The 13,431-nt window shown below is 68.5% G+C and carries 14 protein-coding genes and 1 pseudogene; 7 read left to right on the top strand and 8 right to left on the bottom strand.

The genetic code is table 11. The annotated features are described in order from the left end of the window. The first annotated feature begins 126 nt into the window (after positions 1-126). Both AC069I_RS29245 and AC069I_RS29240 read left to right on the top strand, forming a co-directional pair. A pseudogene (locus AC069I_RS29245) lies at positions 127-1,305 on the top strand (HNH endonuclease signature motif containing protein). A gap of 260 nt (positions 1,306-1,565) precedes the next feature. Beyond that, complete coding sequence (locus AC069I_RS29240; protein WP_478266852.1) at positions 1,566-1,886, top strand: hypothetical protein; 321 nt, start codon at positions 1,566-1,568, stop codon at positions 1,884-1,886. Between the two features lie 63 nt (positions 1,887-1,949). On the opposite strand, the gene paaE is transcribed toward AC069I_RS29240, so the two are convergent. Genes paaE through paaZ form a run of 6 tightly spaced genes read right to left on the bottom strand, consistent with a single transcriptional unit; the run spans position 1,950 to position 7,610 of the window. After that, positions 1,950-3,020: a 1,2-phenylacetyl-CoA epoxidase subunit PaaE gene (gene paaE, locus AC069I_RS29235; protein WP_478266851.1), complete on the bottom strand. Its 1,071-nt coding sequence runs from the start codon at positions 3,018-3,020 to the stop codon at positions 1,950-1,952. After that, positions 3,020-3,508, bottom strand: a complete 489-nt coding sequence (paaD, locus tag AC069I_RS29230; protein ID WP_034323161.1) for a 1,2-phenylacetyl-CoA epoxidase subunit PaaD — start codon at positions 3,506-3,508, stop codon at positions 3,020-3,022. The genes paaE and paaD overlap by 1 nt, the downstream gene beginning before the upstream one ends. Then, positions 3,502-4,359: a 1,2-phenylacetyl-CoA epoxidase subunit PaaC gene (paaC, locus tag AC069I_RS29225; protein WP_478226553.1), complete on the bottom strand. Its 858-nt coding sequence runs from the start codon at positions 4,357-4,359 to the stop codon at positions 3,502-3,504. Before paaC ends, paaD begins: the two co-directional genes overlap by 7 nt. 1 nt (position 4,360) lies before the next feature. Continuing rightward, positions 4,361-4,645: a 1,2-phenylacetyl-CoA epoxidase subunit PaaB gene (gene paaB / locus AC069I_RS29220; RefSeq protein WP_478266923.1), complete on the bottom strand. Its 285-nt coding sequence runs from the start codon at positions 4,643-4,645 to the stop codon at positions 4,361-4,363. Next, positions 4,645-5,583: a 1,2-phenylacetyl-CoA epoxidase subunit PaaA gene (gene paaA / locus AC069I_RS29215; RefSeq protein ID WP_478266850.1), complete on the bottom strand. Its 939-nt coding sequence runs from the start codon at positions 5,581-5,583 to the stop codon at positions 4,645-4,647. Before paaA ends, paaB begins: the two co-directional genes overlap by 1 nt. Continuing rightward, positions 5,580-7,610 carry a phenylacetic acid degradation bifunctional protein PaaZ gene (gene paaZ, locus AC069I_RS29210; protein ID WP_478266849.1) on the bottom strand — a complete coding sequence of 677 codons (2,031 nt, stop codon included), beginning with the start codon at positions 7,608-7,610 and terminating at the stop codon, positions 5,580-5,582. The genes paaA and paaZ overlap by 4 nt, the downstream gene beginning before the upstream one ends. Before the next feature lie 206 nt (positions 7,611-7,816). On the opposite strand from paaZ, the gene paaI reads away from it, so the two are divergent. From paaI to AC069I_RS29195, 3 genes are read left to right on the top strand one after another with little or no spacing between them, the layout of a single operon-like run. Next, positions 7,817-8,209, top strand: coding sequence for a hydroxyphenylacetyl-CoA thioesterase PaaI (paaI, locus tag AC069I_RS29205; protein ID WP_478226672.1), 393 nt, complete (start codon positions 7,817-7,819; stop codon positions 8,207-8,209). Beyond that, positions 8,206-9,489: a phenylacetate--CoA ligase PaaK gene (gene paaK / locus AC069I_RS29200; protein ID WP_478235088.1), complete on the top strand. Its 1,284-nt coding sequence runs from the start codon at positions 8,206-8,208 to the stop codon at positions 9,487-9,489. The genes paaI and paaK overlap by 4 nt, the downstream gene beginning before the upstream one ends. Further along, complete coding sequence (locus tag AC069I_RS29195; RefSeq protein ID WP_126737382.1) at positions 9,486-10,079, top strand: TetR/AcrR family transcriptional regulator; 594 nt, start codon at positions 9,486-9,488, stop codon at positions 10,077-10,079. Before paaK ends, AC069I_RS29195 begins: the two co-directional genes overlap by 4 nt. 26 nt (positions 10,080-10,105) lie before the next feature. Here AC069I_RS29195 and AC069I_RS29190 read toward each other — a convergent pair whose 3' ends face one another. Continuing rightward, the gene (locus tag AC069I_RS29190) at positions 10,106-10,384 is read right to left on the bottom strand and encodes a hypothetical protein (RefSeq protein ID WP_340685074.1); all 279 of its coding nucleotides are present in this window, start codon (positions 10,382-10,384) and stop codon (positions 10,106-10,108) included. 126 nt (positions 10,385-10,510) lie between these two features. Here AC069I_RS29190 and AC069I_RS29185 point away from each other — a divergent pair, with 126 nt between their 5' ends. Beyond that, positions 10,511-11,176, top strand: coding sequence for a TetR/AcrR family transcriptional regulator (locus AC069I_RS29185; RefSeq protein ID WP_340685073.1), 666 nt, complete (start codon positions 10,511-10,513; stop codon positions 11,174-11,176). On the opposite strand, the gene AC069I_RS29180 is transcribed toward AC069I_RS29185, so the two are convergent. Continuing rightward, on the bottom strand, positions 11,103-12,131 hold the full coding sequence (locus AC069I_RS29180; RefSeq protein WP_478266848.1) for an AraC family transcriptional regulator: 1,029 nt from the start codon (positions 12,129-12,131) through the stop codon (positions 11,103-11,105). The two genes, AC069I_RS29185 and AC069I_RS29180, sit on opposite strands and share 74 nt — an antisense overlap. A 78-nt stretch (positions 12,132-12,209) precedes the next feature. Here AC069I_RS29180 and AC069I_RS29175 point away from each other — a divergent pair, with 78 nt between their 5' ends. After that, a complete protein-coding gene (locus tag AC069I_RS29175) occupies positions 12,210-13,313 on the top strand; it encodes a winged helix DNA-binding domain-containing protein (protein ID WP_478226558.1) in 1,104 nt (367 codons plus the stop codon). Positions 13,314-13,431 lie beyond the last annotated feature (118 nt).

The following is a 13,431-nucleotide window of genomic DNA, read 5'->3' as shown; positions in this document are numbered from 1 at the left end:
ATATCGACGACGGTGCGGCAGTCGCATTGATCCGGAACTGTCGGTGGGGGGTTGCAGGTTCGTTGGGTGGACACTTACCGAGCCACCGCTGTGGCACTCCTCGAGGAAATCACCGGCCTCGACAACCTGAAGGCCATCAACACCGCCGTGGATTCGTTGGAAGACAACGAATCCGTCGCCCTCGCGAAAGCGGCGTCAGCGGGGATCGCCCGGCTGGAAGCGATCCGTTACCGTGCCCTGTCCCAGCTGAACCGGCATCGCGAAGGCGCGTAGCGTCACTCAGGAAGTCGCGTTCGCCCTGTCGGTCGGCGACAAGTACGCGGCCGGGCTGGTCGCCGCCGCCGACGCGTTGACCACCAGGCTGCCCCGCACTCTTGGTCTGATGGACAAGGGCCAGGTGGACGGGTTCGGCGCGATGAAAGTCGTGACGGCCACAGCGTGGCTGTCACGACGAGCACGCGCTCGCCGCCGACGCCTTGCTGGAAGACCGATTGCCCGGGTAAGAACGCCGAACAGATCCGCAAGGCGGCGAACCACGCGGCGGCGACTGTCGATCGTGAGGGCGCGGACAAGCGCTGCGAGCAGGCCCGCGAAGGCCGCCGGCTCGTGGTAAGCCAGGGTGAGGCGGGCGTGGCCTCGCTGGGGATCGAGGATGGCCCGGTGGAGAAGGTCACCGCCGCCTACAACCGGATCAACCGGGAGGCCCGCGCGCTCAAGACCGGCGACGAGACCCGCACTCTGGACCAGCTTCGCGCCGACGTCGCTCTCGACCTCCTGTTGGGCGGAAGCGGCGGCAAAAGTGAACGCGCCGAAGTATTCCTTTATATGGACCTCTTCACCTACCTCGACCTCAACGAAGACCCGGCGGAAATGGCCGGACACGGCCACATCCCGGCGTCGCTGGCGCGGCATATCGCGAGCGGACCCAGCACGGTGCTGCGGCGGATCATCACCGACCCGCTGTCAGGTCAGGTCGCGGATCTCGGCCGGGACCGGTATCGCCCGACGGCCGGTCTTGACGAGTTCGTCCGGGTCCGCGACCGCGAATGTCGCAGACCAGGGTGCCACCGGCCCGCTCAGGCCTGCGATCTCGACCATTCCACCCCGTGGCAGTTCCAGGGGAACACCGACGCCGGCGACCTTATCGACTTCTGCCGCCGCGACCATCGGCTCAAGGACGAACCCGGGTGGATCTACCGGCTGGCACCGGAAGGAACCCTGACGATCACCACACCGACCGGCCAGACCTACGACAGCACACCGCCGCCTCTGCACACACCCCGTACCGAGGAACCACCGTTCTGACCCTGTTGCCGCGAAACGGCGGCGCCTTGTTCAGGTGAGCAACGGGACAGCTTTCCTTGCGCGGCGGCGGTGAAGCCGCGCCGGGCCACCATTCCTGACCGCTCCGTTGCCGCGAAACGGCGACCGGCACGAAACCGCGCGGACCGTGTTCGCGCCCCGGAGAAATCGGTCGCACCGAAGCCGACGGTCGGCTAGCCTGTCGCGATGATCTTCTGAGACGAACCTGCGCCCGTCCTTCCACCTCCTTCGCAGGGAGTCTCATGTCTTCTTCCTTGACGCTTTCCGACGTCACCTTCACCTGGCCCGACGGCACCCCGGAGTCGGGCGAGGTGGGGCTGTTCGTGCCCGCCAAGCTGCTCCCTCAGCGGCTCGACGTCCTCGACGAGCCGCTGTCCATTGTGGATAACGTGCGGCTGGTCGCGCCGTCGCTCACGGACAACGAGATCCGCGCGAGGCTCGCCCGGTTCCTGTTCCGGGGCAAGGCGGCCGACCGCGAGGTGGCGTCGCTGTCCGGCGGGGCTCGACCTGGCGAGCGTGCGACGGCTCACCGAGGCGCTACTGGCCTACCTCTCCGCGATTAGTCCTCTGAATGCGGTACTTGCGTGTGCAACTACCGCATTCAGAGGACTAAATGCGGGGGTGGGTCAGGCGTCGAAGTCCACGGTGACGGCGTCGGAGATCGGCACCGACTGGCAGGTGAGCACGAAACCGGCGTCGACTTCGGCCTTCTCCAGCGCGAAGTTGCGCCGCATGTCCACCTTGCCGTCGCAGATCTTCGCCCGGCAGGTGCCGCACACCCCGCCCTTGCAGGCGAACGGCAGATCCGGACGGAACTTCTGCGCGCCGTCGAGCAGCGAGGAGCTGCGCGGCAGCGTCATCGTCGTCGACCGGCCGTCGAGGACCAGCGTGACCTCGCTGGACGCCCCGACGACGGCCGGATCGATGTGGTGCACCGGCTCCGGCGGAGTGTCCACATAGAACAGCTCCTGATGGACGCGATCGTCGGCGACGTCCAGCGAGCGCAGCAGTTCCTGCGCGCCGGTCACCATCTCGAACGGCCCGCACAGCCACCAGTGCGCGACGTCCTCGACCGGGATCAGCACGGTGCACAGGCGCCGCAGCTTCTCCGCGTCGAGCCGCCCGGTGAACAGTTCCGCCTCGCGCGGCTCGCGGGAGAGCACGTGGACGAGTTCGAGCCGCGCTGGATAGCGGTCCTTCAGATCCGCGAGGTCGTCGGCGAACATGACGGTGTCCGTGCGGCGGTTGCCGTAGAGCACGGTCACCGTCGCGTCGGAGTCGCTGAGCAGCGAAGACGCGATCGACAACACCGGCGTGATCCCGGATCCGGCCGCGATCAGCACGTGATGCCCAGGAACGTTCAGGTCCGGGGTGAAGCCGCCGGTCGGCGGCGCGACCTCGATCTCGTCGCCGGGCTTCACGTCGCGCACGAGCCACGACGAGAACAGCCCACCCGGCACCTCCCGGACGCCGACCCGCGGCGCCGCGCCGGCGGGCGCGCAGATCGAGTACGAACGGCGCTCGTCGCGGCCGTCGATCTCACGGCGCAGGGTCAACGACTGGCCCGGCTTGAAGCGAAAGGTGTCCGCGAGATCTTCGGGAACGTCGAAGGTCACCGCGACGGCGTCGTCGCACAGGCGCTGGACGTCGGACACCTTGAGGGTGTGGAAACCCGTGCGGCGCAGGGTCGCTGTCACTAGATCTCCTTGACGTGTTCGAACGGTTCGAGGCAGAACCGGCAGCGGCGCAGGGCCTTGCACGCCGTCGCGCTGAACCGGGACTGCTCCTCGGTGTCCGCGGAACCGCAGTGCGGGCAGCGCACGGACGACACCGGCGGGCTCAGCGTGAGCGGGATCGGTCCGGTCCGCCGCGGCGCGGCCCCCGGCGGAGCGATGCCCGCTTCGGCCAGTTTCCGTTTGCCGTCCTCGGTGATCCAGTCGGTGGACCATGCGGGCTGCAGCACCGTCCGGACCTCGACCTCGCCGTACCCCGCGCCGGTCAGCGCGTGCACGAGGTCGTCGCGCATGGTGTCCATCGCCGGGCAGCCGGTGTAGGTCGGGGTGATCGCTACGACCACCCGTCCGTCCTCTTCGGACACTTCACGCAGGACGCCGAGGTCGGCGAGGGTGAGCATCGGCAGTTCCGGATCGGTGACCGTGGCCGCCACGGCGTACGCGGTCACCATGTCGCGTCCGGATGTTCCCTGGCGACACTCTGCAGGGTCGCCAGCAGGTAACCCATCCGCTCGGTGTGCACGCCGTCGCGGCCCATCCGGCCGGAAACCCCGGCGAGGGCGCCGATTTCGGGCCGCGTCAGCTTCGCGACGGCCAGCACCTGGTCCAGGATCGCGTCGAACTCGGACCGCAGCGACGGAGACTCGACGAACTCGGCCTCGTGCGCCACGAACAACTCGTCGACGTACGGCCAGACCGCGTCCAGGCCCTCCTGCATCCGCTCATGCGACAGCTCGGTGCCGTCCCCGAGCCGCACGGCCCACTGGGCGGCGTAGTCGCGGTGGTACGCGACTTCCTTGACACCCTTGTCCGCGATGGCCGCCAGGACCGGATCGACACTGGTCTGCAACCGCTGCAACAAGGCGAGCCGCCAGATCGAGAACACCAGCAGCCGCGCGATCAGATGCCCGAAGTGCCCACCGTCGAGTTCGGCCAGGCGGACGTTGCGGTATTCCTGCTCGCTCCGGAAGAAGGCGTACGAGTCCTCCGTGCGGTCGCTGCCGTCGGCCTTGCCCGCACGGGCGAGCAGCAGCCGCGCCTGCCCCAGCAGGTCGAGCGCGATGTTCGCGATCGCGACCTCGTCCTCGAGTTCGGGCGCGTTCGTGCACCACTCCTGCAGCCGGTGCGAGAAGATCAGCGCGTCGTCGCCGAGCATCAGGCAGTAGGCCGCGAGCCGGTCACCGTCCACACCGGACGGGATCGTCGTGTCCACACCGGACAGCGGATCCTCGAACCCGGTGCCGAAGGCCCAGCGGGAGTCGTTCTCCTCGGTGATCGCCTCGTAGGCGTTGTCGAAGCTCATGTCAGATATGCGGAACGTTGTCGGGGATGTTGTAGAACGTCGGGTGCCGGTACACCTTGTCGCCGCTGGGCGCGAAGAACGGATCCTTCTCGTCCGGCGAGGACGCCGTGATGTCCGACGCGCGCACGACCCAGATCGACACGCCCTCGTTGCGGCGGGTGTAGAGATCCCGCGCGTGGTGCAACGCCATGTCGTCGTCCGCAGCGTGCAGCGATCCCACGTGCACGTGGTTCAGGCCGCGCTTGCCCCGGACGAACACCTCGTACAACGGCCAGTCGTGCTTCATCACGAACCCTTCTTCGCTGCGTGCGCCGAGGCGGCTTCCCGCACCCACGCGCCGTCTTCCTGGGCCCGCCGCCGATGCGCGATGCGCTGGGCGTTGCAGGGGCCGTTGCCCTTCAACACGTTCTTGAACTCGTCCCAGTCGACGGCGCCGAAGTCGTAGTGCCCGCGTTCGGGGTTCCACTTCAGGTCCGGGTCCGGGAAGGTGACGCCCAGCGCCTCGGCCTGCGGAATGGACATGTCGACAAAGCGCTGGCGCAGCTCGTCGTTGGTGTGCCGTTTGACCTTCCACGCCATCGACTGCGCGGTGTTCGGCGAATCCGCGTCCGGCGGGCCGAACATCATCAGCGACGGCCACCACCAGCGGTTCACCGCCTCCTGCACCATCTCCCGTTGCTTCTCCGTGCCGCGCATCATCGTCATCAGCAGCTCGAAACCCTGCCGCTGATGGAAGGACTCTTCCTTGCAGATGCGGATCATGGCGCGCGCGTACGGCCCGTATGAGCTGCGGCACAGGGGAACCTGGTTGCAGATCGCCGCGCCGTCGACCAGCCAGCCGATCACGCCGACGTCGGCGAAGGTCAGCGTCGGGTAGTTGAAGATCGACGAATACTTCTGCTTGCCGTTGATCAGCTTGTCGGTCAGATCCGCGCGGTCGGCACCGAGCGTGGCCGCCGCCGAGTACAGATACAACCCGTGCCCGGCCTCGTCCTGCACCTTCGCGAGCAGGATCGCCTTGCGCCGCAACGAAGGCGCGCGGGTGATCCAGTTGCCTTCGGGCTGCATGCCGATGATCTCCGAATGCGCGTGCTGCGCGATCTGCCGGATCATCGTCTTGCGGTAGCCCTCGGGCACCCAGTCACGCGGCTCGATGCGCTGATCGCGCTCGATGGTCGCCTCGAAGTGCCGTTCGAGATCTTCCTCAGGCAGCGTGGCCGTCATGACTGCTCCTTGGCGACGAGCGTCAGCACGTCGTACTTGGCGACCGAGTCGCCGTCGGCGTTGGTCACGTCGGCGTCCCAGCGGACCTCGCCGTACTCCTGGTCGATCCGCGGGGTGATCTGCTTCGCGGTCAAGGTCACGGTCAACGAGTCGCCGACCTTGACCGGGGTGAGGAACCGCAGGTTCTCCAGGCCGTAGTTGGCCAGCACCGGGCCGGGCTCCGGCGAGACGAACAGGCCGGCCGCGAACGAGACCACGAGGTACCCGTGCGCCACGATCCCGCCGAACAGCGGGTTCGCCGCGGCGGCCTCGGGATCGGTGTGGGCGTAGAAGGTGTCGCCGGTGAACTCGGCGAAGTGGTCGACGTCTTCCTGGGTGACGGTGCGCGGGCCGGCGACGACGGAGTCACCGATCTTCAGTTCCGCCAACGACTTCCGGAAGGGGTGGACGTCGCCCTCTGTCCTCGGTGCGCCCGTCACCCAGCGGCCGGTGACCGTGCTCAGGACGGCGGGCGAACCCTGGACCGCCGTGCGCTGCATGTGGTGCAGCACGCCGCGGACGCCGCCCATCTCCTCGCCGCCGCCGGCGCGGCCGGGGCCGCCGTGCACCAGCTGCGGCATCGGCGAGCCGTGGCCGGTGGACTCCTTGGCGTCTTCGGCGTCGAGCACCAGCAGACGGCCGTGGTACGGCGCGACACCGAGGACGACCTCGCGCACGAACTCCTGGTCCGCGGAGACGACGGAACCCACGAGGCTGCCGCCACCGCGTGCGGCGAGCTCGATGACCTGTTCGGTGGACGTGTAGGGCAGCAGCGTCGACACCGGGCCGAACGCCTCGACCTCGTGCGGCTCGGAGCGCTCCGGGTCGGCCTTCAGCAGCACCGGCGAGATGAACGCGCCGCGTTCGGCGTCCGCGCCGACGACCTCGACCTGCTCCGGGTCACCGAAGACGACCGTGCCGACGTCCAGCAGCGCCTTGAGCGACCGCCGGACCTCCTCGCGCTGCTCCAGACTGGCCAGGGCACCCATCCGCACACCTTCGGTGGCGGGGTTGCCGATGGTGACCTTCGCCAGCCGCGCGCTCGCGGCCTCGGCGACGTCGTCCACCAGGTCCGCGGGAACGAACGCGCGGCGGATGGCGGTGCACTTCTGGCCCGCCTTGACCGTCATCTCGGTGGTCAGCTGCTTGACGAAGAGATCGAACTCGGTGGTGCCGGGTTTGGCGTCCGGGCCGAGGATCGACAGGTTCAGCGAGTCGGCCTCGGCGTTGAAGCGGACGGAGTTGCGCACGATCGCCGGATGCGCGCGCAGCTTCTGCGCCGTCGACGCGGAGCCGGTGAAGGAGACGAGGTCCTGCGCGGTGACGTGGTCGAGCAGGTCGCCGACGCTGCCCGCGACGAACTGCAGCGTGCCCTCGGGCAGGATGCCGGACTCGATGATGATCTCGACCAGCCGCGCGGTGAGGTACGCGGTCTGGCTGGCGGGCTTGATCAGGCTCGGCACCCCGGCGAGGAACGCGGGCGCGAACTTCTCCAGCGGGCCCCAGACGGGGAAGTTGAACGCGTTGATCTGGACGGCGACACCGCGCAGCGGGACGGCGATGTGCTGGGCGACGAAGGTGCCGCCCTTGCTCAACGGCTCGACGTTGCCGTCGACGTGGACGGTGTCGTTCGGCAGTTCGCGCTTGCCCTTGCTGGAGTAGGCGAACAGCACGCCGATGCCGCCGTCGATGTCGACCATCGAGTCGCCCTTGGTCGCGCCCGTCCGCGCCGAGAGCGCGTACAGCTCCTCGCGGTGTTCGCGCAGATGAGAGGCCAGTGCCTTCAGCAGCGCGGCACGCTGGTGGAAGGTCAGCTCGCGCAGCGCGGGGCCGCCGACGCGGCGTCCGTACTCCAGTGCGGCGGCGAAGTCGATGCCCTCGGACGAAACCCGGGCGACCTCTTCGCCGGTCGAGGCGTCGTGCAGCGGTACTCCGTCACCTTCCGCCGTGTGCCACCCGCCGGAGACGTAGCTGCGCAGCAATGCCATGAGTCGACCCTTCACCATGGTGGGATTTACAGACCGTCCGTTCAGTAATTCACTCTAGCTCGTGACCGGGGTCTTGCAAACCCCCCGATGGCGGTGGACCCTTGACATCCGCGGGAAGGCGCGCCTTTACTTGCGGCACCCTTTAACAACCGTCCATTCGGTCAGTAACCAGGTGGTCTCGCATGACTGGCAACGCCGCGCACACGATGTTCGCCGACGACCAGGCGTCGAACGCGCTGGGCATCGAGCTGGTCGAGGCCGCCGAAGGGCACGCCGTCGCCACCATGCGGATCACCGAAGCGATGGTCAACGGCCACGACATCGCCCACGGCGGCTACGTCTTCCTGCTGGCCGACACGACCTTCGCCTGCGCCTGCAACAGCCACGGCCCGGTGACCGTCGCTTCCGGCGCGGAGATCTCCTTCGTCGCCGCCGGCAAACTCGGCGACCACCTCATCGCCACCGCCACGGAGCGGACCCGCTACGGCCGCAACGGCATCTACGACGTCACCGTGCACCGGGAGACCCCCGACGGGCCGGAGGTCGTCGCCGAATTCCGCGGCCGCAGCCGCACCATCGAGAAGGCACCCCAACGATGACTTTCAGCGACGACGCCGAGAACCTGACCATCGACGAACTCCAGGCGCTGCAACTGAAGCGTCTCCGGTGGACGCTGCGGCACGCCTACGACAACGTGCCGTTCTACACCAGGAAGTTCGACGAGGCGGGCGTTCACCCGGACGACTGCAAGGCGCTGGAAGACCTGGCGAAGTTCCCCTTCACCACCAAACAGGATCTGCGCGACAACTATCCGTTCGGCATGTTCGCCGTGCCGGAAGCGCAGGTCAGCCGCATCCACGCGTCCAGCGGGACCACCGGGAAACCGACCGTCGTCGGCTACACCGCCGAAGACATCGACACCTGGGCGACGGTGATGGCACGCTCGATCCGCGCGGCGGGCGGGCGTCCGGGCGACAAGGTCCACGTGGCCTACGGATACGGCCTGTTCACCGGCGGCCTCGGCGCGCACTACGGCGCCGAAAAGCTCGGCTGCACGGTGATCCCGGCGTCGGGCGGCATGACCGCGCGGCAGGTGCAGATCATCACCGACTTCAAACCCGAGATCATCATGGTCACCCCGTCGTACATGCTGACGCTGCTCGACGAGTTCGAGCGGCAGGGCATCGACCCGCAGACGAGTTCGCTCAAGGTCGGCATCTTCGGCGCCGAGCCGTGGACCGAGCAGATGCGCACAGAGATCGAGGACCGCGTCGGCATCGACGCGGTCGACATCTACGGCCTGTCCGAGGTGATGGGCCCCGGTGTCGCGCAGGAATGCGTCGAAACCAAGGACGGACTGCACATCTGGGAGGATCACTTCTTCCCCGAGGTGATCGACCCGTTCACCGAGAAACCGACCGACGCCGAGGGCGAACTGCTGTTCACCTCGCTCACCAAGCAGGCATTGCCGATCATCCGGTACCGCACGCGCGACCTGACCAGGCTGCTGCCGGGCACCGCGCGGCCGGCGTACCGGCGGATGGAGAAGGTGACCGGGCGCAGCGATGACATGATCATCCTGCGTGGCGTCAACGTCTTCCCCACGCAGATCGAGGAAGTCGTGCTGGTGACCCCCGCGCTCGCGCCGCATTTCCAGCTGGTCCGATCGACGAAGGGCCGGATGGACCACCTGACGGTGCGCGTCGAAGCGCGCCCGGACGCGACGGCCGAGCAGCGCGCCGACGCCGCCGCCCGGCTGATCGCCGGCGTCAAGGACGGGGTCGGCGTGAGCGTCGGCGTCGAGGTCGTCGACCCGGACACGCTGGAACGGTCGCTGGGCAAGATGCGCCGCGTCCTCGACGAACGGGACCGCGGTTGAGCACCCCCGCCCGCCGGGGACGTCCCGGCTACGACCTCGAGTCGCTGCTGCAGGTCGCGGTCAAATTGTTCAACGAACGCGGCTACGACGGCACCAGCATGGAGGACCTCTCCCGCAAACTCGGCATCACGAAATCCGCGATCTACCACCACGTGCCGAGCAAGGAGGAGCTGCTGCGGCTCGCCGTCGACCGCGCGCTGAACGGCCTGTTCGCCGTCGCCGCCGAGACGGAATCCTTCGAGGGCAAGGCGATCGAGAAGCTGGAGCACCTCGTGCGGGGCAGTGTCCTCGTGCTGGTCGAGCAGCTGCCGTTCGTGACGCTGCTGCTGCGGGTGCGCGGGAACACCAAGATCGAACGGGCGGCGCTGGCGCGGCGGCGGGAATTCGACCGGCTCGTCACGGAACTGGTGAAACAGGCCGAGACCGAGGGCGACGTGCGGCCCGACATCGATCCCGCGGTCACCGCGCGGCTGCTGTACGGCATGGTGAACTCGTTGATCGAGTGGTACCGGCCGCGACGGGGTTCGGCCGGGACCGAACTGGCGGACGCGGTGTGCAAGATCGCCTTCGACGGCCTCCGGACCCAGTAGGCGTAACTCGCGTGTTCCGCCTTCGGCTACTCCCCCGCGGCCTTGGGCGGCCGGCGCGCCTGCCAGATCAGCGCGTCGCGCAACTGCTGGATGAGCTGTTCGTCGTCGGCCTCCGACGGATCGACCCCGAGCGGGATCCAGCGTTCGCCGACCTCGGCACCGTTCTCGAAACTGGTGATCACGATCCCCGCGTAGGAGACGGATTCCTCCCCGATGTCACCTTGGATCCGGACGTCACGATGCTGCAGCCGCACACTGACCCACCGTCCGGTACGGCGAACCGGCTCGCGTTCGGCACTGGCCATTCGTCCCTACTCATGACGCCCGGTCCCCCCGCCCCGAACGTCGCCTCGAAGGCCCCGGGGGTTACCGGCGGGTTGTTCCGAATGAGTAACGACAGGCGGTCGCGTGAAACGGGTTACGCTCGGCCCATGAGCACCGATCCGGAGATCCGGCGGCGCCGCCTCGAGCCGGCCGCCCGGCGCGCCGAGATCCTGACCGCGGCCCGGCGGCTGTTCGGCGCGGGCACGTACGCCTCGGTTTCGACCTCGGACATCGCGAAGGCCGCCGGGGTGGCCCGGCCGCTGATCAACCACTATTTCGGCGGCAAACGGGAGCTGTACCTGGAAGTCGTCCGGCAGATGATGATCGTCCCGGCGCCGGTGATCGAGAACCTGCCCGACACGACCGCCGAAGACCGGCTCGCGATCAGCGTCCAGCACTGGATCGAGGTCGTCGAGCGCAACGAGCAGGCGTGGCTGACGGCGATCGGCCCGGAGGCGGTGGGCCGCGACCCGGAGATCGAGCGGATCATGCTGGAGGCCGACGAGATCGCCGCCGATCGTGTGCTCGCGGCCGCGTTGATGAGCGACGTCACCGAAGGTCGCGAAGAACTCCGCGCGATGATCCGTTCGTACGGCGGGATGTTGCGCGCGGCGTCACGCGAATGGCTGATCCGTGGCACGCTCGGCCGCGACGAGCTGCGGGTCTTCCTCACCGACTCGATCCTGCACCTGCTTCGGGTCACCTACCCGGCCGTGCTCGCAACGCGTTCCGCCGGGCATAAGCCGCCGGCGTCATCCCCTTCCAGCGTTTGAAGGCGTAGATGAAACTCGACGCTTCGGCGTAGCCCAGCCGCAGCGCGACGTCCTCCACGCTGAGCGCGCCGGTGTCGAGCATTTCCTCCGCCAAGGCCTGACGGACCTCGTCGAGCAGCGTGCGGTAGCCGGTCCCGGCTTCGAACAGCCGCCGTCGCAGCGTGCGCGGGCTGAGCGCGAGCTGCCGCGCGACCTCGTCCATCCCCGCGTCGACGCCGCCGAGTCGCACCAGCCGTTCCCGGACCTGTTGCGCGATCCCGGAGCGTTCCCGTCTCCGGGAGACCAGCAGATCGCATTGCGCGGCGCAGACCGCGACCGTCTGGTCGTTGGCCTGCGGCAACGGCTTGTCGAGGAAGAGCGGATCCAGGGTGGCGAGATGTGCCGGGGCGGAGAACGACGGCGCCAGGCCGAACGTGCACACATATTCGTCCACTGTGGAGGGACGCTCGTGCCGGAAGGCCAAGGAGCGCAGGGAGATGTCCGGCAGGATGTCGCGCATGACGGTGTGGATGGCGCCGAGGTCGCGCAGCACCAGGAACCGGGCGACGTCGCCCGGCACGCGGCTGTCGTCCATGGCCAGCGCGAGCCGTCCGGCCTCGACGGTCACATGCGGGATGCAGAAGGTGAAACTCAGGTCGAGGTAGCGCAGGGCGAAGCGCATCGCGTCCCCCAGCGTCGGGCTGCTGATGCACGCGAAGCCGAAGATGCCGAACGCGCTGACGCGGTACCGCCTGCTCAGCCGCAGCGCGACGTCGTCCCCGGCGCCGAGCCCGCGGACCAGGGCCCGGACCACCGCGAGCTCCTGTCGCGCGTCGACCTGGCCGTCCACGGGGGCCTGCTCGTAGGACTCCAGCCCCGTGACACCGTTCTCGGCGGCGAAGCGGGCCATGAGCACGATGCTCGCCGTGCCGCGCGGGTAGTCCCAGTCCCGGATCACCGGCGGCGGTAGTTCCATGGCCGGGATTATGGATCCCGGCAACGCTCGGCGCATTGAGGACCGTAACTGTCCTTGATCCCGATTAGGGTGAGCGGCATGTCCGACACGTTGAGCAGGCGCGCGCTGAACCGCGCCATGCTGGACCGGCAGCTGCTGCTCCGGCGTTCGAAGATGACCGCGCTCGAAGCGGTCGAGCATCTGGCCGGGTTGCAGGCGCAGGCCCCGAACCCGCCGTACTTCGCGCTGTGGACCCGGCTGCACGGGTTCCGCCAGGAAGAGCTGGCGAACCTCTTGCTGGCCAAGAGCGTCGTGCGGATCGCGCTCATGCGCGGCACGGTGCACCTGGTGAAACCGGCGGACGCGCTGGCCTGGCGGCCGATCGTGCAGCCCCTCTACGACCGTTCGGTGACCGGCAACACCCAGTTCGGCCCTGACATCAAGGACCTCGACCACCAGGAGATCGCCCGCACCGCCCGCAAACTGCTCGGCGAGCGGCCGCTTTCGTCGGCAGGCCTCGGCGCGGAACTGGCGAAGCATTGGGAGGGCGTGGCGCCGTCGTCGCTGGTGCACGTCGCGCGGGCGTTGCTGCCGCTGGTGCAGATCCCGCCGCGCGGCGTCTGGGGCAAGTCCGGGCAGCCGACGTATCAGACCACCGGGGACTGGCTGGGCGCCGAGCCGGACTCGGCGCCGTCCCCGGAAGCGATGTTCCGGCGTTATCTGGCCGCGTTCGGGCCGGCCAGTGTGCAGGACGCGCAGGCGTGGGCCGGGATCACGAAGCTCGGCGACGTCGCCGAGCGGCTGCGGACGGAACTGCGGACGTTCCGCGACGAGAACGGCCGCGAACTCTTCGACCTCGAAGACGCACCCCGCCCGGACCCGGACACCCCCGCGCCCGCCCGGCTGCTGGGGCCGTTCGACCAGACCGTCCTCTCCTACGCCGACCGCACGCGGGTGATCAGCGACGAGTACCGCAAGGTCGTCATCTCGCAGAACGGCCTGGTCAAGGGCACCATTCTGGTCGGCGGGCTCGTGAAGGGCTTCTGGGAGATCAAGACGGTGAAGAAGGCGGCTTCGGTGGTGATCACCCCCTTCGAGCGAGTCCCGAAGCGCGATCTGGACGCCCTCGAAAGCTCCGCCCACCGCCTCCTGGCTTGGGCGCACCCGAAGGCCGAGTCCCACTCGGTGCGTTTCGTCCTCTGAATGCGCTAGTTCGCACTACCAACTACCGCATTCAGAGGACGAAACGCGGGCAGGGGGTGGCCGGAAATCTCGATTGAGTGGCCGGTCGTGTACTTCCTAGCGGGGTGACCGCTGGGTA

Source organism: Amycolatopsis sp. NPDC043885, from assembly GCF_056435685.1.
This window is presented reverse-complemented; position numbering and strand designations above follow the sequence as displayed.

Excerpts from the sequence above, each read along its gene's own strand:
- paaI (WP_478226672.1), top strand. The coding sequence starts at position 7,817 with ATGTTCGCCGACGACCAGGCGTCGAACGCGCTGGGCATCGAGCTGGTC.
- paaK (WP_478235088.1), top strand. The coding sequence starts at position 8,206 with ATGACTTTCAGCGACGACGCCGAGAACCTGACCATCGACGAACTCCAG.
- paaA (WP_478266850.1), bottom strand. The coding sequence starts at position 5,583 with ATGACGGCCACGCTGCCTGAGGAAGATCTCGAACGGCACTTCGAGGCG.
- AC069I_RS29240 (WP_478266852.1), top strand. The coding sequence starts at position 1,566 with ATGTCTTCTTCCTTGACGCTTTCCGACGTCACCTTCACCTGGCCCGAC.
- AC069I_RS29180 (WP_478266848.1), bottom strand. The coding sequence starts at position 12,131 with ATGGAACTACCGCCGCCGGTGATCCGGGACTGGGACTACCCGCGCGGC.
- paaB (WP_478266923.1), bottom strand. The coding sequence starts at position 4,645 with ATGAAGCACGACTGGCCGTTGTACGAGGTGTTCGTCCGGGGCAAGCGC.
- paaC (WP_478226553.1), bottom strand. The coding sequence starts at position 4,359 with ATGAGCTTCGACAACGCCTACGAGGCGATCACCGAGGAGAACGACTCC.
- AC069I_RS29175 (WP_478226558.1), top strand. The coding sequence starts at position 12,210 with ATGTCCGACACGTTGAGCAGGCGCGCGCTGAACCGCGCCATGCTGGAC.
- AC069I_RS29185 (WP_340685073.1), top strand. The coding sequence starts at position 10,511 with ATGAGCACCGATCCGGAGATCCGGCGGCGCCGCCTCGAGCCGGCCGCC.
- paaZ (WP_478266849.1), bottom strand. The coding sequence starts at position 7,610 with ATGGCATTGCTGCGCAGCTACGTCTCCGGCGGGTGGCACACGGCGGAA.
- AC069I_RS29190 (WP_340685074.1), bottom strand. The coding sequence starts at position 10,384 with ATGGCCAGTGCCGAACGCGAGCCGGTTCGCCGTACCGGACGGTGGGTC.
- paaD (WP_034323161.1), bottom strand. The coding sequence starts at position 3,508 with ATGGTGACCGCGTACGCCGTGGCGGCCACGGTCACCGATCCGGAACTG.